25 protein-coding genes and 1 pseudogene are annotated in these 22,859 nt (G+C 60.3%); 19 read left to right on the top strand and 7 right to left on the bottom strand.

The features are described from left to right. Positions 1-667 precede the first annotated feature (667 nt). The 9 genes from AAZU54_RS05290 to AAZU54_RS05250 are packed head-to-tail and all read left to right on the top strand — an operon-like array spanning position 668 to position 8,093. Complete coding sequence (locus AAZU54_RS05290; RefSeq protein WP_182375173.1) at positions 668-1,003, top strand: RAQPRD family integrative conjugative element protein; 336 nt, start codon at positions 668-670, stop codon at positions 1,001-1,003. Further along, on the top strand, positions 990-1,229 hold the full coding sequence (locus tag AAZU54_RS05285) for a TIGR03758 family integrating conjugative element protein (RefSeq protein ID WP_434726707.1): 240 nt from the start codon (positions 990-992) through the stop codon (positions 1,227-1,229). Before AAZU54_RS05290 ends, AAZU54_RS05285 begins: the two co-directional genes overlap by 14 nt. Positions 1,230-1,244: 15 nt before the next feature. Beyond that, on the top strand, positions 1,245-1,622 hold the full coding sequence (locus tag AAZU54_RS05280; RefSeq protein WP_182375174.1) for a TIGR03745 family integrating conjugative element membrane protein: 378 nt from the start codon (positions 1,245-1,247) through the stop codon (positions 1,620-1,622). A 7-nt stretch (positions 1,623-1,629) separates the two neighbouring features. Next, on the top strand, positions 1,630-2,031 hold the full coding sequence (locus tag AAZU54_RS05275; RefSeq protein WP_434726706.1) for a TIGR03750 family conjugal transfer protein: 402 nt from the start codon (positions 1,630-1,632) through the stop codon (positions 2,029-2,031). Beyond that, positions 2,028-2,669 (top strand): PFL_4703 family integrating conjugative element protein, encoded by a 642-nt coding sequence (locus AAZU54_RS05270; protein ID WP_172219062.1) that lies wholly within the window; start codon positions 2,028-2,030, stop codon positions 2,667-2,669. The genes AAZU54_RS05275 and AAZU54_RS05270 overlap by 4 nt, the downstream gene beginning before the upstream one ends. After that, the gene (locus tag AAZU54_RS05265) at positions 2,666-3,472 is read left to right on the top strand and encodes a TIGR03749 family integrating conjugative element protein (RefSeq protein ID WP_182375176.1); all 807 of its coding nucleotides are present in this window, start codon (positions 2,666-2,668) and stop codon (positions 3,470-3,472) included. The genes AAZU54_RS05270 and AAZU54_RS05265 overlap by 4 nt, the downstream gene beginning before the upstream one ends. Beyond that, complete coding sequence (locus AAZU54_RS05260; protein WP_182375177.1) at positions 3,462-4,970, top strand: TIGR03752 family integrating conjugative element protein; 1,509 nt, start codon at positions 3,462-3,464, stop codon at positions 4,968-4,970. Before AAZU54_RS05265 ends, AAZU54_RS05260 begins: the two co-directional genes overlap by 11 nt. After that, positions 4,933-5,352: a TIGR03751 family conjugal transfer lipoprotein gene (locus AAZU54_RS05255; protein ID WP_070095662.1), complete on the top strand. Its 420-nt coding sequence runs from the start codon at positions 4,933-4,935 to the stop codon at positions 5,350-5,352. The genes AAZU54_RS05260 and AAZU54_RS05255 overlap by 38 nt, the downstream gene beginning before the upstream one ends. Next, on the top strand, positions 5,352-8,093 hold the full coding sequence (locus AAZU54_RS05250) for a conjugative transfer ATPase (protein WP_212627780.1): 2,742 nt from the start codon (positions 5,352-5,354) through the stop codon (positions 8,091-8,093). The genes AAZU54_RS05255 and AAZU54_RS05250 overlap by 1 nt, the downstream gene beginning before the upstream one ends. Before the next feature lie 339 nt (positions 8,094-8,432). On the opposite strand, the gene AAZU54_RS05245 is transcribed toward AAZU54_RS05250, so the two are convergent. The 3 genes from AAZU54_RS05245 to AAZU54_RS05235 are packed head-to-tail and all read right to left on the bottom strand — an operon-like array spanning position 8,433 to position 10,316. Then, positions 8,433-8,630 (bottom strand): hypothetical protein, encoded by a 198-nt coding sequence (locus tag AAZU54_RS05245; protein WP_014861272.1) that lies wholly within the window; start codon positions 8,628-8,630, stop codon positions 8,433-8,435. Beyond that, on the bottom strand, positions 8,624-9,898 hold the full coding sequence (locus tag AAZU54_RS05240; protein ID WP_434726815.1) for a Y-family DNA polymerase: 1,275 nt from the start codon (positions 9,896-9,898) through the stop codon (positions 8,624-8,626). The genes AAZU54_RS05245 and AAZU54_RS05240 overlap by 7 nt, the downstream gene beginning before the upstream one ends. Next, the gene (locus AAZU54_RS05235) at positions 9,888-10,316 is read right to left on the bottom strand and encodes a LexA family protein (RefSeq protein ID WP_182375179.1); all 429 of its coding nucleotides are present in this window, start codon (positions 10,314-10,316) and stop codon (positions 9,888-9,890) included. Before AAZU54_RS05235 ends, AAZU54_RS05240 begins: the two co-directional genes overlap by 11 nt. A 102-nt stretch (positions 10,317-10,418) precedes the next feature. On the opposite strand from AAZU54_RS05235, the gene AAZU54_RS05230 reads away from it, so the two are divergent. Then, positions 10,419-11,147 carry an SOS response-associated peptidase family protein gene (locus AAZU54_RS05230; protein WP_434726814.1) on the top strand — a complete coding sequence of 243 codons (729 nt, stop codon included), beginning with the start codon at positions 10,419-10,421 and terminating at the stop codon, positions 11,145-11,147. Here AAZU54_RS05230 and AAZU54_RS05225 read toward each other — a convergent pair. After that, the gene (locus AAZU54_RS05225; protein WP_230381067.1) at positions 11,101-11,316 is read right to left on the bottom strand and encodes a hypothetical protein; all 216 of its coding nucleotides are present in this window, start codon (positions 11,314-11,316) and stop codon (positions 11,101-11,103) included. The two genes, AAZU54_RS05230 and AAZU54_RS05225, sit on opposite strands and share 47 nt — an antisense overlap. 478 nt (positions 11,317-11,794) lie before the next feature. Here AAZU54_RS05225 and AAZU54_RS05220 point away from each other — a divergent pair, with 478 nt between their 5' ends. Genes AAZU54_RS05220 through AAZU54_RS05205 form a run of 4 tightly spaced genes read left to right on the top strand, consistent with a single transcriptional unit; the run spans position 11,795 to position 15,977 of the window. After that, positions 11,795-12,772, top strand: a complete 978-nt coding sequence (locus tag AAZU54_RS05220) for a TIGR03756 family integrating conjugative element protein (protein WP_434726705.1) — start codon at positions 11,795-11,797, stop codon at positions 12,770-12,772. After that, positions 12,772-14,127 carry an integrating conjugative element protein gene (locus AAZU54_RS05215; RefSeq protein ID WP_434726704.1) on the top strand — a complete coding sequence of 452 codons (1,356 nt, stop codon included), beginning with the start codon at positions 12,772-12,774 and terminating at the stop codon, positions 14,125-14,127. The genes AAZU54_RS05220 and AAZU54_RS05215 overlap by 1 nt, the downstream gene beginning before the upstream one ends. Further along, complete coding sequence (locus AAZU54_RS05210; RefSeq protein WP_086974469.1) at positions 14,124-14,429, top strand: hypothetical protein; 306 nt, start codon at positions 14,124-14,126, stop codon at positions 14,427-14,429. The genes AAZU54_RS05215 and AAZU54_RS05210 overlap by 4 nt, the downstream gene beginning before the upstream one ends. A gap of 9 nt (positions 14,430-14,438) precedes the next feature. Continuing rightward, positions 14,439-15,977 carry a conjugal transfer protein TraG N-terminal domain-containing protein gene (locus AAZU54_RS05205; RefSeq protein WP_434726703.1) on the top strand — a complete coding sequence of 513 codons (1,539 nt, stop codon included), beginning with the start codon at positions 14,439-14,441 and terminating at the stop codon, positions 15,975-15,977. A 6-nt stretch (positions 15,978-15,983) separates the two neighbouring features. Here the strand turns inward: AAZU54_RS05205 and AAZU54_RS05200 are convergent, their stop codons facing one another. Next, positions 15,984-16,343, bottom strand: a complete 360-nt coding sequence (locus AAZU54_RS05200; protein WP_434726702.1) for a hypothetical protein — start codon at positions 16,341-16,343, stop codon at positions 15,984-15,986. Between the two features lie 467 nt (positions 16,344-16,810). Between AAZU54_RS05200 and AAZU54_RS05195 the strand changes: the two genes are divergently transcribed. The 3 genes from AAZU54_RS05195 to AAZU54_RS05185 all read left to right on the top strand — a co-directional run bounded on the left by AAZU54_RS05195 (position 16,811) and on the right by AAZU54_RS05185 (position 18,825). After that, entirely contained in the window at positions 16,811-17,176 is a 366-nt protein-coding gene (locus AAZU54_RS05195; protein ID WP_182375184.1) for a DUF3085 domain-containing protein, read from the top strand. Positions 17,177-17,475: 299 nt separating this feature from the next. Next, complete coding sequence (locus AAZU54_RS05190) at positions 17,476-17,799, top strand: hypothetical protein (RefSeq protein WP_434726701.1); 324 nt, start codon at positions 17,476-17,478, stop codon at positions 17,797-17,799. Positions 17,800-17,886: 87 nt separating this feature from the next. After that, complete coding sequence (locus AAZU54_RS05185) at positions 17,887-18,825, top strand: ArdC family protein (RefSeq protein WP_434726700.1); 939 nt, start codon at positions 17,887-17,889, stop codon at positions 18,823-18,825. A gap of 82 nt (positions 18,826-18,907) precedes the next feature. Here the strand turns inward: AAZU54_RS05185 and AAZU54_RS05180 are convergent. After that, positions 18,908-19,273, bottom strand: a pseudogene (locus AAZU54_RS05180) (histone-like nucleoid-structuring protein, MvaT/MvaU family). Positions 19,274-19,397: 124 nt separating this feature from the next. Next, the gene (locus tag AAZU54_RS05175) at positions 19,398-19,592 is read right to left on the bottom strand and encodes a DUF7740 domain-containing protein (protein ID WP_182375187.1); all 195 of its coding nucleotides are present in this window, start codon (positions 19,590-19,592) and stop codon (positions 19,398-19,400) included. 224 nt (positions 19,593-19,816) lie between these two features. Between AAZU54_RS05175 and mobH the strand changes: the two genes are divergently transcribed. After that, positions 19,817-21,529 (top strand): MobH family relaxase, encoded by a 1,713-nt coding sequence (mobH, locus tag AAZU54_RS05170; protein WP_434726699.1) that lies wholly within the window; start codon positions 19,817-19,819, stop codon positions 21,527-21,529. Positions 21,530-21,645: 116 nt separating this feature from the next. Next, complete coding sequence (locus AAZU54_RS05165; RefSeq protein ID WP_434726698.1) at positions 21,646-22,857, top strand: ABC-three component system protein; 1,212 nt, start codon at positions 21,646-21,648, stop codon at positions 22,855-22,857. Positions 22,858-22,859 lie beyond the last annotated feature (2 nt).

The raw sequence follows: 22,859 nt of genomic DNA, 5'->3' as shown, positions 1-22,859 counted from the left end.
CCCCCATTTGCATTCGACTTGACCGGTCGTTTGCGTCGGATTTGACCTGCCCACGCTCCGACTCTGGCCCGAAGAAATCGGCCAGTTACATGTCGCAAAGGGCTGCGATCGACCGATACCCGTCGTTCGGGACGGGCGGCGAACGGCCAGAAGCGGTCGCGGGCTCATTCCTAAAGCAGCTTGAACCCCTTCTTCGTTACCATCTCACGCAAACCTTTACGTCCGCCCATGTACTCCATGCTTGTCATGGAATTGTGCAGGGCAGCTTTCCAGGTTTTGGGCGACTGTTTGAGTCCGGTGTACTCGTACCCATCCTTGAAAAACACACGTGCGCAACGATACCCATTTCTGCGATTTACCCATCAAACAAGCAGTTGAATGCGTGTGTTCGTGGCTTCGTAGACTGGATTGTCGAGCGGCTAGCCCATTAAACGTAGCGATTGGTGACGGAGCGCGCCGCGAGCTAGAGACCGGGTATGAGCGTCTAGGGTCGATTGCGGTCATTGGAGAGTAATGCGTAGCCGATCCAACACACTTGCGCCAGTGACTCACGACGTACTCACTGAAGTCTTAGACTCTAAAGTGAAGGATCAAAGATCCCTTTAATCCATGCCAAAAACGTCCTAATTCCTCAGGGTGAATGCCAGATCTAAGGCTGGAATTCACCATGAAAACTACCTCCTCCGTCCTATTTCTTGCTTGCCTGGTGTCTCTCGGTACCGTCGCTCAAGACGCGCCGGAGCGATCAGATCTCGGCCTGGTGCAGCGACAGATCACTGCCATCGAACTGTTGGCCGACCGTGCCAACAGCGGCTCAGTCGATGCCGCAGGCGCCCGCTATCGCTTCGACTACTCGAGGTTCGCAGCAGACCTTGGACGTATGCGTCAAGGCATCCACAACTACCTTTCGCCCTCGCGTGCGCAGCCAGCTGATCTGGTCGAGCTGACCGGTGATTACCGTGCTGAACCGCCTCACTCGAGTCCCTCTCATGAGCATGACTGACGCCCAGCTCAGCGCGTTCTCGGCCGTTGCCGGGTTCACACCGCAGCTCAGCTCGGTGCTGTGGCGCTCATTGGTGCTCGTGCTCGCATTGCTCTGGTGTAGCTGGGCCCTGTGGACCGGCTACCGCGGCTGGGCGGCCGGCAACCTCAATTTCGGTGCGCTCGGCGGCAGCACACTGCGCCTGGCCCTCGCCCTGATCGTGTTGATGTTTTTCATGCTGTCGTAACCAGGAGACCCTGCCATGAACCTCTCCCGTCGTTGCCATCGCCCGCTCGCGCTGTTGCGGGAATCTTGTTCACAAGTCCTGTTCGGTAGCCTGGTGCTTCTGAGCTCGACGCTGGCTTGGGCTGACCTGCCGACCATGGAAGCGCCCTCTCGTGGCGAAGGCTCTGGGCTGATCGACACCATCAAGAACTACGCCTACGACGGCGGCATCCTCCTCGGCCTGCTGATCGCCACCCTCGCCTTCCTCGGCGTGGCGTGGCATTCGCTCACCGTCTACGCCGACGTGCAGAACCAGCGCAAGACCTGGAAGGACCTCGGCGCCGTGGTCGGCGTCGGCGCTCTTCTGGTGGTGGTGATCCTGTGGTTCCTCACCAAAGCCGCCACGATCCTGTGAGGTCACCATGTCCGATGCCCTCGCTACCCTGCCTGACGGCACGCTGACCTTCCTCCCGGAGCGCCTCAATCGTGACCCGGCCGTGCTGCGCGGGCTCACCAATGACGAGATGTGGGTCGCGCTGATCGTTGGCGCCGGCCTGGGTGCGATCCTCGGTGCACCGCTGGCGGTGGTTACCACGTCCATCGCCACCCTCCCCACCTGCATGTTCATCTGCATGGCGCTGGTGTTGCTTAGGGGAGGCAAGCTGCTGCGTCGGGCCAAGCGCGCCCGCCCCGAAACCTGGCTGTACCGCCGTCTGCAGTGGCACCTGGCAGTGCACTGGGGTGTCGGCACTCATCAGTTGATCCTGCACTCGGGGCCTTGGACAGTGCGCCGCACGCGTCGACATGCGAGGTCGACGCCATGAGCCGCTTCCGCAACAAGGTGGATGCGCAGCAGGCGCATATCTTCAGCCTGCGGCTGGCCGTTTCGATTCTGGCACTGCTGTGCTGCGGGCTGTGGTATGGCTGGCAGTCCGCGCCCTCCGAGCTGACCATCCATGTGCCGCCCGATCTACGTTCCGGCAGCACACGTAAATGGTGGGATGTACCGCCAGAAAACATCTACGCCTTCGCGCTGTACATCTTCGGCCAGCTCAACCGCTGGCCCACCGACGGCGAGGTCGATTACCACCGTGCCATCTTTGCTTTGCAGCCCTACCTGACCCCAGCGTGCAAGACCTTCTTCGACGGCGACTTCGAGTACCGCAAAGCCGCCGGCGAACTGCGCGGCCGGGTGCGCGGGGTGTACGAGGTGCTGGGCCGCGGCTACAGCGACGATCCCGACTTACGGGTGAAGCAGCTGGATAAGCACAGCTGGCTGGTCAAACTCGACCTCAATGCTGACGAGTACTACGCCGCCGAGCCGGTGAAACGCGTGGTGGTGCGCTACCCGCTTCGCGTGGTGCGCTTCGACGTCGACCCCGAGCACAACAAGTGGGGCCTGGCCCTGGACTGCTACGAAGGCACACCGCAGAAACTGACGCTGCCTGGAGGTGCGGGATGATGCGTGTCTTGATCATGATTCTGGCGGTTGCCGCAGGCTGGTGTTCTGCGGTCGGTGCGGTCGAGGTGAAATACTGGGATCGCCTGCCGCTGGCCGTTCCACTTACGGTGGGCCAGGAACGAGTCCTGATGCTCGATGAGGATGTCCGCGTAGGGGTGCCGGGTGCGATCGCTGCCAAGCTGCGCGTCCAGTCCGTCGGAGGCACGGTGTATCTGCGCGCCGCTGAAACCCTTCCCCCTACCCGGCTGCAGCTGCAGTCGGTGAAGTCAGGCGACATCATCTTGATCGACATCGAAGCGCTTGAAGGCAGCGAGGCACTGGAGCCGGTCAAGATCGTGGCCCAGGCTCAGGCACCGAACGTGGAAGCGGCGAAGGACACGTCACCTGCAGCAACCCCGGTACCGGTGGTGCTCACCCGCTATGCGGCGCAGAACCTCTATGCGCCCCTGCGTACCGTGGCACCGCTACCCGGTGTGCGGCGGGTGCCGCTGAGCGACTCCACCGCGTTCAGCACCTTGCTGCCCACCGAGCGGGTTTCGATCAAGGCCCTCGCAGCCTGGCGGCTGGGCGACTACTGGGTGACAGCGGTGAAGATCGTGAATCGCGGCCCTGGCAATGTGGTGCTCGACCCGCGCCACCTGCAAGCCACGCTGTATGCCGCGACGTTCCAGCACGCGGACTTAGGTCTCACCGGTACGCCTGAAGACACCACCGTGGCTTATCTCGTTACCCGTGGCGGCGACCTGAAGCACGCCCTGCTGTTGCCCCCGGCAAAACCGGAGGCTGCCGATCATGAAAGCTAACAGCCTGCTGAAATGGTTTGTGCCTGCGGTCCTGCTAGGCATCGTGCTGATCATCATCAAGTCCTGGGTGACCACCCCAGATGGCCAGCCCACTCACGATCCGGAGAATGCCACGCTCAGCGCGGAACAGGCCAAGGCCTTGGGCATCGCCGGCGACACTCCGCGCGACACCGTGGCCACTTTGATCGGCCAGGTCAAGGCGATGCGCAGCGAGATGCAGACGCTGAAGAAAGGCAACGATGCCCTGCAGACCGAGAACAACCGGCTGCGCACGCGCGAAGGCAATATCGATACGCGCATCCAGAGCACGCTGAGCAGTGTCACCCAACAGGTTACCGAACAGCGCCAGCAGGCCAACGATGCTCGGCAGAAGGCCGAGCAGCAGCATCGCGAGACCCAAGGGCTGCTCTCCAGGCTCAAGGACCAGCTCACCGGTAAGCCCGCCGCAAAGTCGGATGTTCCTGCGGGATTCGGTCTTGAGCCAGGCGACGAGCAGCAGTTTGCAGGCCCTCAGGCACCGGCAGATGCGGTGCAGTGGATCGAACCATCGAATGCCCGCGCCGGCCAAGAGAACACCGGCAAAGCCGAGGGACCGCTGTCGTCGTTGACCTCGAAGTTCAAGGATCTGCACGGTCTGGACGACAACGCCATCGACCGTGGCCAAGATCGCTTACGGGCCGTCGCTAAAGGCGAACGTGACCTGGAGAACGCCCAGGACCGTACCGAAGGCGCCCGCCCCGTCTACACCATTCCCGAGAACTCGACGTTGATGGGTTCGATCGCCATGACCGCGCTCATTGGCCGGGTACCGGTAGACGGAACGGTGAATGACCCCTATCCGTTCAAGGTGCTGGTGGGGCCGGACAACCTCACTGCCAACGGCATCGACCTGCCGGACGTGGTCGGCGCGGTAATGAGCGGCACCGCCGCTGGTGACTGGACATTGTCCTGCGTGCGCGGCCAGGTCGAGTCGATCACTTTTGTCTTCGGCGACGGCACCGTCCGCACGGTGCCGCAGCCGCAGAAGGTCGTCAGCCGCAATCGCAGCAGCACCCAGACCTCGGACACCGAGAAGATCCGCGGCGGCCTGGGCTACATTTCTGACCCCTACGGCATCCCCTGCATTTCCGGTGAGCGCCGCTCCAACGCCCAGCAGTACCTGGGCAGCCAGAGTCTGATCACTGCGGCCGGCGCCGGCTTTGCTGCAGCCCTGGGCAGCGAGCAGAACAACACCTCGTTCATCAACTCGGCCAGCGGCAGCCTTGGCCTATCCCAGAACAACGGTAACAGCGCGCTGAACTCGGTGATTAGCGGGGGCATTGGCGACATCCGTGAGTGGATCAACAAGCTCTACGGCGAAGCCTTCGCCGCCATCTACGTGCCCCCTGGGGCTAAGGTGGCCTTGCACCTGGACCACGAAATCAGCATCGACTACGAACCCAAAGGCCGGAGAGTGAACCATGAAAGCGCATCCGTCTCGGTACTGGATCTGGATTAGCCTGTTGCTCGGCCTGCACCTGGCCGGTTGCTCCACCAGCAAGGAGGAAATGCTGCCCCACGGCGATCACACCATGCTGGATATCTGGAACGGCGGTGGCTCGGTCGGAACTCAGCAACAGCTAGTTGAGGCGCGTGGAGAACTACGTCGCCCGGTGCTGGATCCTGAGCGCCTGAGCAAGGACCAGAGCGCCTACACGCGCACGGCGGCCAACGAAATCCGTGCCCAGTTCCCGCGTCTACCTAACCCAGACCTGGTCATGTACGTCTACCCGCATCTGGCCGGTACCCAACAGACGCCGGTGCCAGGCTACTCGACCGTGTTCCCACTGTACGAGAAGGTCCAGTACGCGCTGCCCGGCGAGCGCCTGGACGATCTGTGATGGCCGATGACACGAGTCGCGAACCACCATGTTGGAAGTCTTGGCGTGCAGTGCAACGTCGGCGCGCCACGCTGGCCGACGAGGCCGCCCAGTACGCGCACAACCCCAGCTTCACCGACCACTTGCCCTGGGTCGAATACCTCGAAGATGCGCAGTGCTTTCTGCTCGACGACAACCGTTCCGTGGGCGCCGTGTTCGAGCTGCAGCCGATCGGTACCGAGGGTCGTGAGCCCGAATGGCTGATGGCGGCACGCGATGCGCTGGAAGATGCGTTGCAGGACAGCTTCGACGAGTTCGACCAGGCGCCCTGGGTGGTGCAGTTCTTCTGCCAGGACGACAGTGACTTCGCCCCGTACCTTGAACGCCTGGAGCGCTACATCGCGCCGCGCGCGCGAGGTACGCCGTTCACCGAGGCTTTCCTCGCGTCGATGCGCCGCCATCTTGAAGCCGTCGGCAAACCGGGTGGGCTGTTCGACGACCATGTGGTGTCCCACCTGCCGTGGCGCGGCAGCAACCGGCGGATTCGCCTGGTGGTTTACCGCTGGCTCGGAGAGCAGGCCGACGAGGATGGGCAGAGCCCGGTTCAGCTGTTGAACCGCACCTGCGACCGCCTGGTGGCCTCGCTGCAGGCCTGCGGGGTCAGCCCTCGGCGGCTGACCGGGCGCGACTTTTACGCCTGGTTGTTGCCTTGGTTCAACCCGGCCCCAGCCCTCACTGGCGAGTTCCCCGCCGCGTTCTATCGACGTGTGCCCTACCCGGACGTGGATGACGGCGAGGAGCTGCCGCTGCCGTTCGACCACGATTTCGCCGAGCGGCTGTTCTTTCAAGAGCCGCGCTCCGATAGCGAGCAGGGCCTGTGGTACTTCGATCAAAAGCCTCACGCCGTGATGGTGGTCGACAAGTTGCGCAGGCCACCGCATATCGGCCAGCTGACCGGTGAAACACGCAAGGGCGAAGCGTTGAACGCCTTGTTCGATCAGTTGCCCGAGCGGTCGGTCATGAGCCTGACCTTGGTGATCACGCCCCAGGATGTGCTCGAGGAGCAGCTCAATCGCCTGGCGCGAAAAGCCATCGGCGAGAACCTCGCCTCCACCCAGACCCGCCAGGACGTGGAAGAGGCCCGCGCGCTGATTGGCCGCCAGCACAAGCTGTACCGCGGAACCTTGGCGCTGTACTTGCGCGGCGGCGATGAACAGCAGCTGCGCCAGCGTTCGGTCCAGGCCGCCAATGTGCTGCTCGGCGCCGGCCTACAACCGGTGCGCGAGGGCGATGAAGTGGCCGCGTGCAACAGCTACCTGCGCTGGTTGCCGATGGTCTACAACCCGGCGCGGGACACACGCAACTGGTATACCCGACTGCTGTTTGCCCAGCACGTCGCCAACCTGCTGCCGCTCTGGGGACGCAGCATCGGTACCGGCAACCCGGGCATCACCTTTTTCAACCGTGGCGGTGCGCCGCTGTCGTTCGATCCGCTGTCACGCTTCGACCGCTCGATGAATGGCCACCTGCTGTTGTTCGGCCCGACCGGCGCCGGCAAGTCGGCCACCCTGGTCTCGATCCTCATGCAGGTCATGGCCGTGTACCGGCCGCGGCTGTTCATCGTCGAAGCGGGCAACTCCTTCGGCCTGCAGGGCGACTATTTCGCCACCCTCGGCCTAACCGTCAACAAGGTTCAGCTCAAACCGGGCAGTGATGTGAGCCTGGCGCCGTTCGCCCATGCCCGGCGCCTGATCGAGCATCCGGACCAGGTCGCCAGTTTGTCGACCGAAGACCTGGATGAGTCCACGCCGGACAGTGACGAGCAGCGCGATGTGCTGGGCGAGTTGGAGATCACCGCTCGGCTGATGATCACCGGCGGCGAAGCCAAGGAAGAGGCGCGCCTGACCCGGGCGGACCGCAGTCTAATCCGCGAGTGCATCCTCGATGCCGCCCGGTACTGCGCGACGACTGAGCAGCAGGTGCTGACCCGCCATGTCCGCGATGCCCTGCGCAAGGTCGCCAGCGACACCCACCTGCCCGACAAGCGCCGTGAGCGTGCGCAGGAGATGGCCGAGTCCATCGACCTGTTCTGCCAGGGTTTCGAAGGTGCATTGTTCGACCGGCCCGGCACACCCTGGCCGGAGAGCGACGTGACGATCGTCGACCTCGCCACCTATGCCCGTGAGGGCTACGAGGCGCAGATGTCCATCAGCTACATCAGCCTGATGAACACGGTGAACAACATCGCCGAGCGCGATCAGTACCTGGGGCGACCGATCATCATGGTCACCGACGAAGGCCACATCATCACCAAAAACCCGCTGCTGGCCCCCTTTGTGGTCAAGGGCACGAAGATGTGGCGCAAGCTCGGCGCCTGGTTCTGGCTGGCAACGCAGAACATGGCCGACTTGCCCGATGCGGCGCAGACCATGCTCAACATGATCGAGTGGTGGATCTGCTTGAACATGCCGCCAGCGGAAATCGAGGAGATAGCCCGATTCAAGAAACTCACGCCGGCGCAGAAAGCGTTGCTGCTCTCCGCGAGCAAGGCCTCGGGCAAGTACACCGAGGGCGTGGTCCTGTCGAAGAACCTGGAGACACTATTCCGCGCAGTGCCGCCGAGCCTGTACCTCGCTTTGGCCATGACCGAGCCCGAGGAGAAAGCCCAGCGCTGGCGATTGATGGAGGAGCATCAACAGTCAGAGCTTGAAGCCGCCCTGCAGGTCGCGGCGGAGATCGATCATCTGCGGGGCATGTCATAATTGTTCCAGCACCACCGGCTTGCAGAAGTGTCGTCAGCTCGTTTTTTGATACATGGATTTTCGGCCCGTATCCACCGGCCCAGTCCTACAGTGATATGAGTCGCAACTCAAGTTCGTGCGGCCCTCTTGGACAGTCTTAGGATTTGGCCGCTTCCGCACCGATCGCGCAAAACAGGCTTAAACCTTAGCGTTCACCGTTGAGGCCACTTTTACGCGAAGGTAAGGTGATGGTCTGCGCCGTGCATCTCAGTGAGGATTCCGTGCGCTGATATGAGCGCCGTCCTACCTTGATACCGACTGCCACCTCCACTCTCCCCATGCCGTCCCGAGCCAATCTTCCTAATCCTCGAGCAATGCCCATTCTCTGCCTGCATCCGCAAGCTCGAGCATCTCCGTCAAATCTTCATCGCTGATCTCCTGACGGCGATGGGCGGCATACGCCATCTCGTTCAGCACCAACGCACGGCCGTACGGATCAGCTTGAAGCTCCGTCTGATCATTCAGTTCAGCCAGCCACGCCGCAGGAAGGTTCAGCATTTGACCGTCCACAACTGATCGATCCTGGTCGTAAAGGATTGGCTCATCATTTCCCTTCTCATCCCCCACTCTGGCGCCACCGGTACACTACCGGCGCGCATCGTTCCCCTTCCCCAGCGCTCGTTGATGTCGTCCATCACCTGCATCAACCTGTCACATGCAACTGACTGCTTGAGCGCAAACAAATCCTCCGAAAACTCGCCGGGCTGCCGTAGATCCATCAGCAGGACCTCTGCTTTGCTGTACCGGAACCCTTGCCGAAAGACCCGCGCGACTGCGTCGGTGGCCAGTCTGGTTATCAGTAGCGTGTCGCAGGTTGGGTATGGCAGCTCCACCAGAGCGCCCTGGGCGTGATGGGCCTCATCCGGATTGAACATCGCCGTGCGGATGCTCACACGCATGCGCTTGCACACCGAACCTTGGGAGCGGAGCTTCTCCGCCGCTCGCCCGACGTAGGTGGCCACGGCTTGCTTGATTGGCGCCAGCTCGGTTAGCCGCTTGCCAAACATCCGGCTGCAGCAGATCTCTTGTTTAGGCGGTTCGACCTCATCAAGTTCAAGGCAGGGCGTGCCGGCCAGCTCGCGGGCAGTCTTTTCCACCACCACACTGAACTTCTGCCGAAGTGTCCACGGGTCGGCCTTGGCCAAGTCCATGGCCGTCCGGATGCCCATCGCCTCGAGATGAGCCGTCATCCGCCGGCCAATGCCCCACACCTCTTTCACCTCGGTATTGCGCAGCACCCAATCGCGCTTAAACGGATCAGTGATGTCCACCACTCCGCCGGTCTGCGCCTGGAGGCGTTTAGCCGTATGGTTAGCCAGCTTGGCGAGCGTCTTTGTGCTGGCGATACCTACACCGACCGGGATGCCCGTGCACTGGAAAATTCTCGATCGAACCTTTCGCCCGAACTCGGTCAGGTTTTCAGGAATGCCGGATAGGTCAGCGAAGCATTCATCGATGCTATAGACCTCAGTCGCCGGCACCATTGATTCGATCAGCGTCATAACCCGCTCGCTCATGTCGCCGTACAAGGCGTAGTTGCTGCTGAACGCCACGACGCCGTGCCGGCGGAGCTTGTCCTTCGCCTGAAAATAAGGCTCCCCCATCTTCACGTAGGGCTTCGCGTCGTAAGACCTGGCGATCACACAGCCGTCGTTGTTGCTCAGTACGACAATCGGCGTCTTGGCCAGATCCGGCCGGAACACGCGCTCACAGCTTGCGTAAAAGCTATTGCAATCAATGAGCGCGAATACCGGGTCACTGCGCATGATCACGGACGCTGTACCGGACCACACCCCAAACGACCAGGTCGTCACCTTCCATGATGTAGCGTGGGGGATACGCTGTGTTTTCCGACTTGAGGATCACCACCCCGTCACGACGGTGAAGCCGTTTGCATACCGGCTCGCTGTTGACGGCCGCAATGACGATATCGCCGTGCTCCGCTTCTCGCCCCCGGTCTACGATGACGATATCCCCGGAATAGATACCGGCGCCCTGCATGCTATCGCCCTCCACTTTCACCAGATACACATGCGGCGCGCGGAGGTCGAATAGCTCATCGAGTGAAATATGGCCTTCCAAGTGATCCGCTGCAGGCGACGGGAAGCCGGCAGGGACGTGAAACGAATACAGGGGTAAGGGTTCAGTGCCGCCGGTGGGCACGCCCAAGAATGTGATGGTCATGATGGAAGGTCCAATGCAAACTGTATGCATATACAGTAGATATGGCATTGGGTGCCCGGTCAATCCTGGCCGATGAAAATTCTGACAAGCGAGAGGCGGGTTATGTGCGGACGGTACTCGATATATGAGTCGATGGATCACTACCTGCGTCAGCTATCGCTGGACCTGGTGGTGGTCAATGGATACGACCACGAGCCAATCGATCGCTTCAACGTGGCGCCTTCGACGCGTGTCGAAATCATTCGCCAGATCGGTGAAGGCCTGAGTGTGGATCGCGTCAAATGGGGATGGTCGCCATTTTGGGCGAAGGGGAAACGTCCCGACCCGATCAATGCTCGAGCAGAAACGGTGATGACGGGGAGGTTCTTCAAGGGGTTGTGGCCAGTCGGTAGAGCGCTAGCCCCTGCAAATGGCTGGTTCGAATGGATCCCGGACCCAGCAGACCCCAAGCAAAAGCAGCCGTACTACATCACGAGAGCCGACGGCGGCACGCTTTTCTTCGGCGCACTTGCGCAGGTGCACCAGGAAATCGAACCGGACGACCGCGATGGATTCGTGGTTATCACTGCAGCTGCAGATCAAGGCTTGGTCGACATCCACGACAGGAAACCCCTGGTGCTTTCACCTGAGGTGGCAAGGGAATGGTTGGACCCAGGCACATCGCCCGAACGCGCTGCGGCGATCATAGAGACGGGATGCCGCCCGGCAGGGGATTTTCGATGGTATCCGGTCGGCAAAGCTGTCGGTAACGTGCGCAATCAAGGGCCAGAGCTGATTGCGCCGGTTAATGAGCAGGGCCACCACGGCCGCCAAGGCGACCTAGAGCTTTGAGTTGGTATTCATTCACAGCCTGATACTGCGACTCGGCGATCTGGCGGAGCCGCTCGACTTCAAGGGGTGGCGCACCAACGGCCTGGGCCTCGTGATAATTCTTCAGCGCTTCTACCGCATCGGTGTACATTGGATGGTCTGGATACAAAATCGGCGGTCTATTCCCCATCACAAAGCATCCTCAGTTTTGGCTGTTCAATGAAAGTATGGACGGCTTGGCCTGACTTGATCAGCTGAAAGTGCACCGCTGCATGATAGAGGGTATGGGCCAAAAATCGCTGCCGGACAACCTCCTCCTCAGATGCCGGGCCTGCCTCAGCGGCGCGGAACTCTCGCCAAACATCAACTGCCTGCTGGGTGAGCGCTCCACCGGCGTCTAGCATCCCCAAAAAGTACGCTCGCCCATATCCTGCTCCTATTGCTAAAACGCCGGACGACCACCTCCGCCTCATTGCGCTCAGCATTCGATAACGCGATACAGGAGTACATTTGTACTCCGGCCATGCTGCCTTATCAGCCCCGTTTACTGGCCACTTACTAATACGATCGTCCTGGTCGCGGTTTGTCCATCCACCACCTGCCTCGGATACACGATGCTGAAACTTGGCGCACGGATGCACACCGCTGCCACCTGCCGAGCGTTGCCCATGAACGTCACCACCTTCATCCGAAGCAAAGCGCCGAAATCCAGAAATGCTCGCCGTGGCCGAGTCTTCACCGCCGCTGCTCTCCTGGTGGCCGCCGAGCAGTGTCTGGCATTGACCACGCCAACCCTCATCGCCTCCGTCTCTTCGCTGCAGTGCCTGGAGTATCGGGTCGTCGGGATCTGCTACTGGCTGCTGTGCACACCATTCGGCTGCACGGTGCGAACCTCACCGAAGATCCGTCACTTCATTCCCGAGTTGGTGGTATCGAGCTATGCCGACACCGGCGCCAATCCCTGGAGCGAGATGTCGGCGCTGTCGACGCCGACGCCGGCGTCACAAGGGGGTGGCAACCTGATTACGCCCTCGCCACAGCGCGACAACCTGCCCCGCTTCAAAAATGTCGACGGCATTGGCCATCCCGGCGGGGCAGCCCTCACAGCTCTCGCGCATACATTCGGTTATGCGTGCCCAAGCGGGGCGCTGCCGTTTGCGCCCTACTACCTCAGCACGCTCGACCCGTTGGCGTGGCGCCAGGCGATCCCCGAGTCCGTCTACCCACAGGCACTGGTCCCGGGGATGCGCGAGATCGGCAACCAGGCACTCGGAGACATGTGGGGCAGCGTGTATCCGCGACACGGCTTTCTGGTGCAGCCTGATGATTTCAAGGCAGCTGCCGTAATGGCCCAGCGCGCCAGCGACTTCATCACCCGCGTCGGCCAGCCGCACGTTTATCTACCTCTGCAGCCGATGCCGGCTCCCGGCTACTGGCCGCCGCGGCCGGTGATGGATAACAACGTCAACAACCACCGCTGGCAGTTGCTGGTCCCGGTAATACAGAACACCTGCGCCATCTTCCCCAGCCCAACGATCCAGAGCGCCGACGGCGCCTATGCCTGGTCGATGTGGCGGCCCTACCGCTGCTGCCAGCGTATGGGTCAGACGTTTCTGTTCAGCATCGACTTTGATGGAGGCCAGTGATGAAAAACCTCGCGCTCGGGTTGGTGTGCTTCCTTGTGTCTGCCACAGGCCATGCCGCAGAGAACGGCTACCACCTCGGTGACCAAGCCCAGGTCCTGGATGACCGCGTGATGTACACCATCGGCGGCGGTTCCGCAGCAGGAGCGCCCTCCTCGCTTTACCGTCCAAACGGCCTCGGCGTCGGCATGTCCTGGCGGGCCAACATGATGTGCGGAAACATGAACCTCTCGAACACCCTGCAGAACCAGCTCAATGGTGCCACCCAGGGCTTCCAGCAGATCATGGGCAACGTCATCCAGAACGCCACACAAGCGGTGATGTCGCTGCCGGCGATGATCATCCAGCGCGCCAACCCTGGGCTGTATGAGCTGCTGAGTAATGGCGTGCTGCAGGGACGCATCGACTTCGATCGTTCCAAGCTCACCTGCCAGGCGATGGCGGCAAAAATGGCCGACAAGGTCGACCAGGCCGGATGGGGTGCGCTGGCCCAGAACCAGGAGATGCAGCACAACCTTGAGCAGTCCGGCGGCGATGCCGTAATGGCGGTCAAGGATACCGAGTCGAACAACGGCAACAACGGCGTCAGCTGGATCGGTGGGCAGAAAGCCGGAGGTAACGGACAGCAACCCATCCGGGTGACTTCGGATGTGGTAAAGGCCGGCTACAACCTGCTGCACAACCGATCCGTCGAGGACACCTCGGCCGTCGGTTCGGCTTGCCAGAATGGCGCCATCTGCCAAGCCTGGTCGAGCCCCGAGGAGGCCTCGGAATGGGCGACACGGGTGCTCGGTGAAACCGAGGTGGAAACCTGCGATGACTGCGAGACGCTGCGCGTCACCGCCGGTACGGGCCTGTCGCCGCTGATTCAGGAAACCTACACGGAACACTTGGAAGGCCTGCAGCGCATGGTCTCGGACGCCGACCAGCCTACCCCAGAGAACCTCAGCAAGGTCTCCAGCCCCTTGCTGCAGGTCTCGCGCGGCGTCATTGAGGGGCTGCGCGATGACCCTGATCAGAACCTGCTGGCCCGGCGTCTGGCCAGTGAGACCGCACTGTCCAGCGTGATCTACAAGGCGATGCTGCTGCAGCGCACGCTGTTCGCCGGCAGCCACGAGCCAAACGTGGCTTCCGCCCAGCCTGCCACGACTGCCCTCAAAAGCAACGTCGAAACCCTGGAACGGGAGATCCGCCTGCTGCAAACCGAGCTGCAGGTACGCCAGTCGCTGGCCACCAATACCGCCAGCCTGGTCCTCGATCGCCACGCCGGCGGCGCCGACGCCTCGCGTAGCATCGATCAGCGCGACCCGGTGCCGGACCGACTGCGCCGGGCTGAGCAGGAGAGGAGCACGCCATGATCACGTCATCTATGAGATCACTGATCGTCCACATGCTGCTGATCCTCGGCACCATGCTGATCATGTTGCTGATTGCCTGGATGGCACTACAACTGCCCGCCGCCCAACTGGATTGGCTCGCACCAACGCGGGCGCCCGCCGCCTACTTCGCGTGGTGGCGCGTCCTGCTGTACACCCTGATCTTCGCCGGTTGGGCCGCAGCGTTGCGCATGCGGACTGCGCCTGCGGACCATCAACGGCTAAAGCGTCTGGGGTTGATCGGCTTCAGCTCGATCATCCTGGTCGAACTGTCTCGCGTGTGAGGTGCGGCCATGAACATGAGCACCAACAGCTACCTTGAGTACTACCTGTCGCTGCTGGCCTGGATCATCAACAACGGCATCTGGAACACGCTGGTTGACACCGGGCTGTTCGCCGCTCCCTTCGGTGCGGTCATCCTGCAGGAATGGCTGTCGGCCCGCCAACAGGGTGCTGACGAAGGCAACAAGGGCCTACTGTCGATCCCTCGCGTCGAGAACCGGCTGTGGATGAGCTACGTGGTCATTATGTTCGGCTGCATGCCGTTCTTCCCGCTGAACCTGTCCTCCGTGACGTTTGACGATGCCGCGAGCCAGCGCTGTGGGGTCACAATGGCCAGGCCCGCCGACACGGCCTGGGCCACGACTTTCAACACCATCGGCGAGAAGTCAGCGAACGTGCCGGTGTGGTGGTTCCTCGTGCATGCCATAAGCAAAGGCATCACCGCCGCTGCCACCGCGGCGATTCCCTGTGCGCCCGACATCCGGGCGATGCGCATGGAGATCGACAGTTCGCGGATCAACGACCAGGTGCTGCTGCAGGAAGTCGCCGACTTCACCCGGGATTGCTACGGTTTTTCGCGCTCGCGGCTGTTCACCAATCGCCCCGAGCTGGACGATTCGCAGAGCTACGACGCGTCCTGGATTGGCTCGACGTACCTGCTCAACACGCCGGGCTACTACGATACCGACCGCTCGCGAATGCCCAGAGTCGACTGGCCGTACGACGAGACGCGGGATACCTCCCTGCCCCGGCTCGACAACGGCGCCGGCTACCCCACCTGCAAGCAGTGGTGGGGCGACGGCACGATCGGACTGCGTGATCGTTTGGTGGCCGAGGTTGATCCATCGCTGCTATCGCAGCTGCGCGGCTGGCTGACGGGGCACACCTCTGCGGAGGTCGAAGACGCCACCTTGCGCGAGCTGGTGAGCCCACGGCAGCAGTCACTGAGTATGGCGCCTGGGCAGGTGTTCCAGGACTACGGGAGCAGCGCCCGCGGCGGTTCGCTGACACAAGGGCTAAACAACCTGGCCACCAACACCGGCCTGGCCCTAGGCTCATTCAGTAACTTCCCGGCGATGAATGCGCTGCGTGCTGCACTGCCGATGGTCCAGGCTTTTTTGATCATGGGCACGATCATCAGCCTGCCGCTGGTGCTACTGATCAGCACCTACCAGCTCAAGGCACTCATGACGATCACATTCGCGCTGTTCACCCTGCACATGCTCACCTTCTGGTGGGAGCTCGCACGATGGATCGACTCGAGCATGCTGGAAACGCTTTACAACCAGGTATCGGCTACAGACCAGACACTGTTGTCGTTGCCGACAGCAGGGTTCATGGATGGGACAGTTACGGCTCAGGTGATTGAATACGTCATGGGCGCAATGTTTTTGGTACTGCCGATGTTTTTTCTCGGCGCAATGGGCTGGGCGGGATACAACGTTGGCAGCAACGTTCAAAGCTTGCTAACTCAAGGCGCAGAAAGCGCCAAACTCCAAGCAGGAAAAGGATCGTCCCAAATCGTTGGAGGCGCCCAAAAGCTTAAGTAATAAAAATTAGCGAAGTGATCCGTGATCATCGTACATTTCAGGATACTTGAAACGATGACGAGGATGGCTTACCTCAAAGACGTCGGGCTCATTATCGGGTGCAGAAATAGGCAGTACCGCTATGGTCCACAAAGCAATCATTCCGATTGCTATGACCAACGCAAATGACGCAACAGCGAGCAACATGAGCAGCTTGAAAATCTGCAAAGCGATTTGCCGATATTTGAACGGCACTGAAGCCAATATGTTGGAGTGCAAAACTGATAATTCGAGGCGGCGCGCCATCCGACCAGCACCAACCGCAGCACTGATGAGATGTCTGCCGATGCCGGTCCGGCCAGAAGTCGAAGATGCTGAAGTCGACATTTGATTGCCTCCGATACCCGTCCACTGCGATCGCGGCCAAGACGCTACCGTCAATTTGGATCCAAGCTCTAGCTTACTCCTCCGTCGCTAAAATCCATGACCGTTGATCACTTGGATAACCCGGATTATCGCCGGTGGCGCTCATTGGATCGCGAACATTTGCCTCCACCGAAAAGCGCCATTGACGCTACATCGGTTCGCTTGGTAAACCAATTTTGCAATAGCTGGTTATCCAGCACCCCAGGTAGCCATAACCTTTGAGGCTACGTCACGCATGTGATGGTTACCCCAAAATGCGATTCGCGTTCGGCAGCTCGCATGGTCACCGTTCCCCGGTGATGAACGCTTTCTACTCCCCCGGGTTCACTGAACCTGCGTCCTCGTTGCACCCTACTCACATCCATTCCAGTGCAGGGAACTCTCCCTCACGGGATGGCGTTCCTCCGCACCCTCTGGAGGATCTCATCATGCTGCGTTTCACAGGCACTGAACTTCACGCCGTGTTGGCCGAGGCCGGTATCAATGGTTGCAGACTGATACTGGTCAAGGACCACGGTGTTTACCTCATGTCCGAGATCGGCGAAAGCAAACCGGATGGCGGTGGCCGCAAACGCGTGGCCTATGCCACTGGCTGCAACCCCAACGTCGACGACTTCGACACCTGGTGGAATCGCGCCCTCGATGAATTCGGCGGCGATGATTTTGCCGAGTACTTCGACATCGATGATCCTGTCCTCGCCAGCCTTCGCGGCACTGCAGGATCGCTGGTGGTAGAGGCCACCTCCACCCACCTGTACTTGGCCGCCGAGGTTGATCCGGCAGGCAAATCTTGAACGCAGAAGCGAGCTCCACGCGTACCCAGAGCGGCACCTTAACCGGGCCTCTCTGGGCGCCTCTCGCATCCTTCTTCAGTCGGTTAAAGATCGCCGTTTGTCAGGAATCCAAGGCCGGAGGTCTTCGCTGGAACTCCCTGGATAGAGCCCTCCATATGAGGTGTAGGTCGGAGATTGACCTCACGTCCAAGCGCCGTTTAATACATGGACGCACCCTGCTCAATGCCTTGTTCAGATTGAGCAGGTCCACGCACGTACCTCACATGAGGTGTCGCGCGATTAGCTACGCGGAGGTCCCAATGTCCAGGATGAAGCGCTTTTCCGATGCGGTGGTGCTGAGCCCAGGCGTTTGGCAGCAGTTCATTGAACCTGCCACAGGCGAGGAACCGATTGGACAGTCAGGCCTGCGCCTGGCAAACCTGCTCAACAGCGTGCTGACTTCGGCACCGCGTACCTCACACTGCCCCACCGAGCTGGAACTCGACCGTTCGCGGAGCAACGGCACTTCAGTGCCTGCTCACCAGCCGCAGCTTCAGCTGGCTCGCATCACGCCACGCAGCGGCCCGGCTTTTCTGCTTATCCGGCTACCCGGCGAGATCGTAGTAGATATCGCCGCCCTCTGACCCTGTCAGCACCGCTACTGCCTCACTTACCCCACCGGGAACCCTTCCCGGCCGGGCAGCGTTCCCCCTACACGCCCGGAGAACGCCATGTCCGATATCTACCTGGATGTCACCAACAAGATCGTCAGCGCCTTGAGCCAAGGCGTGATCCCCTGGATCAAACCGTGGACCACTACCGGTTCAAGTGCTGACTCCCCTTTTCCCATCAACGCCATCACCCGGCGGCCCTACGCCGGCATCAACATTCCACTGCTGTGGGCCGAGGCGCGCCTGCGAGGTTTCACCCAGGATCGCTGGCTGACCTTCAACCAGGCGCGCAAAGGTGGTGGCCATGTACGCAAGGGCGAGCAATCCATCCTCGCGGTACTGTACAAACCGATGAGCAAGGAGGCGCATGACGAGGACGGCCAGGTCGTTCGCGATGACCAAGGCAATATCAAGATGGTGCAGTTTGCCCTCTTGCGAACGCACTGCCTGTTCAACATCGAGCAGACCGAGGGCTTGCCTGACGAGGAATCAGACCCAGCTGAGCACATCGAGCCGCCCGCGTTTATCGACCATGGCCCGGCCGAGCAACTGCTGCTAGCCAGCGGCGCGCAGATCGAGCATTGCTACGGCGATAGCGCGTTCTATCAGCCGCTGAGCGATCGCATCCAACTACCCACCAAGGCCCAGTTCGAGGACGTCGGCAGCTACTATGCGACTGCCCTGCATGAGCTGACTCACTGGTCGGGTCACCGGTCGCGCCTGAATCGCGATGGCATCACCGGCGGGCACGCGTTCGGTTCCGCAGCCTATGCCTTCGAGGAACTGGTCGCGGAAATGGGTGCAGCGTTTCTCTGCGCGCTGACCGGAACCCAGGGAGAGTTGCGCCACGAGGAGTATCTAGCCTCCTGGCTGAAGATCCTCAAGGAAGACAAGCGCGCGATCTTCCGCGCCAGTGGCCAGGCCCGTGAGGCCTCGGAGTACCTGCTGGCACTGCAGGCAGACCACACCACAGAAGCGCCGGAGCGACTCACGGCGTGATTTCCCTCAACCAGCAGAAAGGCCCCAATTCGGGGCCTTTGTTTTTCTGCCGGGTCAGCATCGACCGCTAATGCGGAGTCGATTACTCCAACCAGCTCTCAACGGTATCCGAGCCGTGTTCCTGCTTCCACTGTTTCAGGATCTTGTGATTGCCACCCTTGGTTTCCACGACCTCACCGCTGTGCGGGTTCTTGTAGCGCTTGACCTCGCGCGGCTTGCGCTGAGCACTGCTCGACACGCTTGCGGCACTCACGCTCACGCCTTTGGACGGATCCAGAATGGTGATCACCTGACGCAGGCTCATGCCCTACTCTTCCAGCAAGGCCTTCAGCTTCTGTTCAAACTCGATTTCCTGCTTCAGGCCAGAATCGTTTTTCATCGCATCCAGCTGTTGAAGTTGAGCGGCCAGCTGCGCTTCCAGTGCTTTGAATTCGGCAAGTTTGGACATGAGAAATCTTTCCTAGGTATGAGACACATGTAGGAATACTAACTGAGACACACTCAATATCCGAGTATTAATTCCCAATCTAAGAGTCATTTCATGCTCATTAATTGCAAAACTCTGTGACAGATCAGTCAGCCAAGTTCTGACAGAGATGCGCCACCACTTCGCGAGGCGCCGCGCTGCTGCCAATCTTGAACAAGATGTCGCGCTGGCTGCGCGGTAACTTTTTCGCACAGCGCTTGGCGGCAGACCGAATGGCAGCATCTGTGCCATGAATTCGGTCTGCCAGCAGCACGATCAATACAGCATCACTCAGCGTCATCAGCGCCCCAGCTCAGAAACATGATGCCGGGCAGTCTACCTCCACTCGAAAGGGTCGGCTATGCCGATTCGGCCGGCTAACCCGACGCGCCAGACTTCGGATTATCGCACTCGCGAAAAAGGCCAAGGCGGTAAAGGGTAATGGTGTCAATGGAAGGGGGCGCAAGGGTAAGAGGCTTATCCGAAAAGGCAAAAGGACCTTTTGAACACAAGGCAGGTACTGCGATGAAACGCTGGTGGTTCAAACCTCAAAAAGGCCTTCCCGAAGAGACCGCCCCCGCCCACGTGGGCTTTCATCAACCACTGTCGGCGGAATCATTGCTCACTGTCAGCCACCGGAAAAAGCTGCTCGAACGCATCTGGCAATACACGGCCCTCTCCCCGCTACAGTTCGAACAACTCTACCTTGAACCTATTCGTCGCTACGCCAGCTATGTGCAGCAACTACCGGCCAGTGAAAGCCATCATCATGCCTATGCTGGGGGTATGCTCGACCACGGCTTGGAACTGGTGGCGTGCAGCCTGAAGTTACGCCAGTCCTACCTCCTTCCCAGTGGTGCTGCACCGGAAGACCAGGCCGCGCAGGCTGATGCTTGGAGCGCCGCCATTGCCTACGGCGCCCTGCTCCATGACGTTGGTAAAATTGCCGTCGATCTCCAGGTGGAGTACCAGAATGGTGGACGCTGGCACCCCTGGCACGGCCCCCTGAACCAGCCATACCGCTTCCGCTACCACCCCGACCGGGATTACCAACTACACGGTGCCGCCGCTGGGCTGTTGTATACGCAGATCCTGACCCCCGCCCTGCTCGACTGGCTCAGCAGCTACCCCGTCTTATGGGGGCAATTGCTGTCCTTGCTGGCTGACCACTATGAACTCGCCGGCACGCTCGGGGAATTGGTGCTGCAAGCCGACCGGGTGTCCACGGCACAGAACATCGGGGCCAATCCTGCTAAAGCCTTGCAGGCACCCAAGCACTCGCTGCAACATCATCTGCTCACAGGTCTACGCCACCTGATCAAAAACGAATTCAAGCTCAACCAGCCCGGCGCCGCCGGCTGGCTCACCGAGGACCACCTATGGTTGGTCAGCAAAACTGCGACTGACAAACTGCGCGCCTACCTGCTGGCTCAAGCTGTCGATGGTATCCCCTCCTCCAATATCGCCTTGTTCGATGAGCTGCAGTCACATGGATTGGTGGACGCGACACCGGAAGGCAAAGCAGTCTGGAGCGCCACCGTAGCAGAAGATGGTTGGCGACATCGCTTTACCTTTCTCCGCCTGCAGCCAAGCCTGATATGGGCCGATGCCCTCCGGCCAGACTGCTTTAACGGAACGGTTGAGCCGATGACGGACGCTTTTCTGCCGATTAGTGAAACCAGCGAGTCAGCCTCGGATCACCTTCAAACAGCCCCAGAAGATAAACAACCCGCTCTCGATCAATTGAATCGGGATTTCGACAGCCTCGACGATTTGCTGGACATGTTGAAAGTGCCAAGCGAGCTGAATACTGTATCAAGTACGGGAAGCCTTCAATTCGCCGCTGCGGCACCTCAGGATGCCGCGGGGCTTGCCTTTCTAGAGTGGCTGCGCGACGGAATCCATACTCATCGCTTGGTGGTCAACGACAGCAAGGCCAAGGTCCACACGGTGGAGGGCACGTTCTTCCTGGTCACGCCAGGTATTTTCCAGCGTTATGCAGCCGAGCATCTAGAGCGATCTGAGGGAGCCGCCCAGAAAGAACCTTGGCGGCGGATTCAACGTCATTTTGAGAAGCTGGGCATTCATCAAAAACGAGCTAATGGGCAAAATATTTGGACGTGCGCGGTGAAAGGCCCTCGCAAAACAAGCGTTCTGAATGGCTATCTACTGCATGGCTCTGCGGATATTTTCGCTCATCCGCCAGCGGATAACCCATACCTGATGCTGGTCAGATAAGTAGCTTCTATTCATATCGAGCATCTGCTGCATAGCCTCCCACCCAGCAATAGCACTCTGCTATCATTTTGCGCCGTAAAATGGATCACATGCTGCAGTCGGAGGCGCTGTAAGGGATGGGAAGCACGGACTCGAACGCGGTTCATGAAGCAACGGCATCTGCGTTGGGATTTTATTACCAGAGCCAGTTTGCCTTGCTCACGTTGATTTCTCAGTTCGCTGATGATGCCGCTGTGGCCATCGAGCGACTCGACGATGTTGAAATCACTGCGAATGGCGGCAAGCTGCTTTATCAGCTTAAGCACTCTGTGCAGGCCAGCCCGCCGCCTGTCACGCTTGCCTGTGTAGCGCTATGGAAAACGTTGCGCGTTTGGATCGACGCCTTACCGTTGGTATCGCTCGCCGACACTACCTTCCACCTCGTAGCGGTAGGAAAAGTGCCGAGCGACTCGCCTTTGATTGCGCTGTGCGATCCAGTTAAAAGTCGACAAGCGCTGCTCAAGGCGATGAATGAAGAAGCGACCCGAGTGGTCGAGGAACGGGTCGCTGCAAAAGCTGCTGGCAGCAAAATGCCGCATGCAGCCCGCGCTGCGGGTTGCGAAGCATTCCTCAAGATGACTACTACTGCCCGCCTGAGCCTGCTAAAGCGCATCCGCATTCAACAGGAAAGCGTCACCATCGGGCAAATCCCGATTGAGGTTGCAAAGCGACTCCACATCATTCCCAAGGCGCAACGTGCCCAGGTCGCCGAGCACCTGCTGGCATGGTGGGATCAGCAGGTCGTTTACACGCTGTGCGGCAAACGTGAGCGTGTCATTCAGCGCAGTGAGATGGAGCACTGCATCTCTTCGATTATCGCGCAACTGGAGGACGAGGAGCTGATTGCCGATTTCGACTCAGTGGCCCATCCGGAGGATTATCAAGCGGACGGCATGCTTTATCGCCAGATCGAACTGGTTGGCGGTAAGCCTTCTGATGTGCAGAAAGCAGTTCGAGAGGAGTGGCGGGCAAAAATGCAACGCGCGAAATGGATCGTAGATAACCCCAGCATGCGCTCGAAGATCGCGGGCTACGACTCCAAACTGACCGAACAATGGTCAGATCGACACCTGGAAATGGCTGAAGATTGCGAAGGTCTCGATGAAGGTGAGATCGAAGCAAAGGGCCTGGAACTGTTGCGCTGGTCGCACAAGGACGCACCCATTCAAGTCGAGCCAATTTCTCGAAGCTGGAATGGGCACTACTACGTCCGTGGTACCTACCAAGTGCTTGCGATAGATCTAATGGTGGGTTGGCATGCTGACTACCGCAAGCGTTTAGGGAAATAAGG

The organism is Pseudomonas sp. Je.1.5.c (assembly GCF_051129895.1).
Taxonomy (GTDB): Bacteria; Pseudomonadota; Gammaproteobacteria; order Pseudomonadales; family Pseudomonadaceae; genus Aquipseudomonas; species Aquipseudomonas urmiensis.
This window is presented reverse-complemented; position numbering and strand designations above follow the sequence as displayed.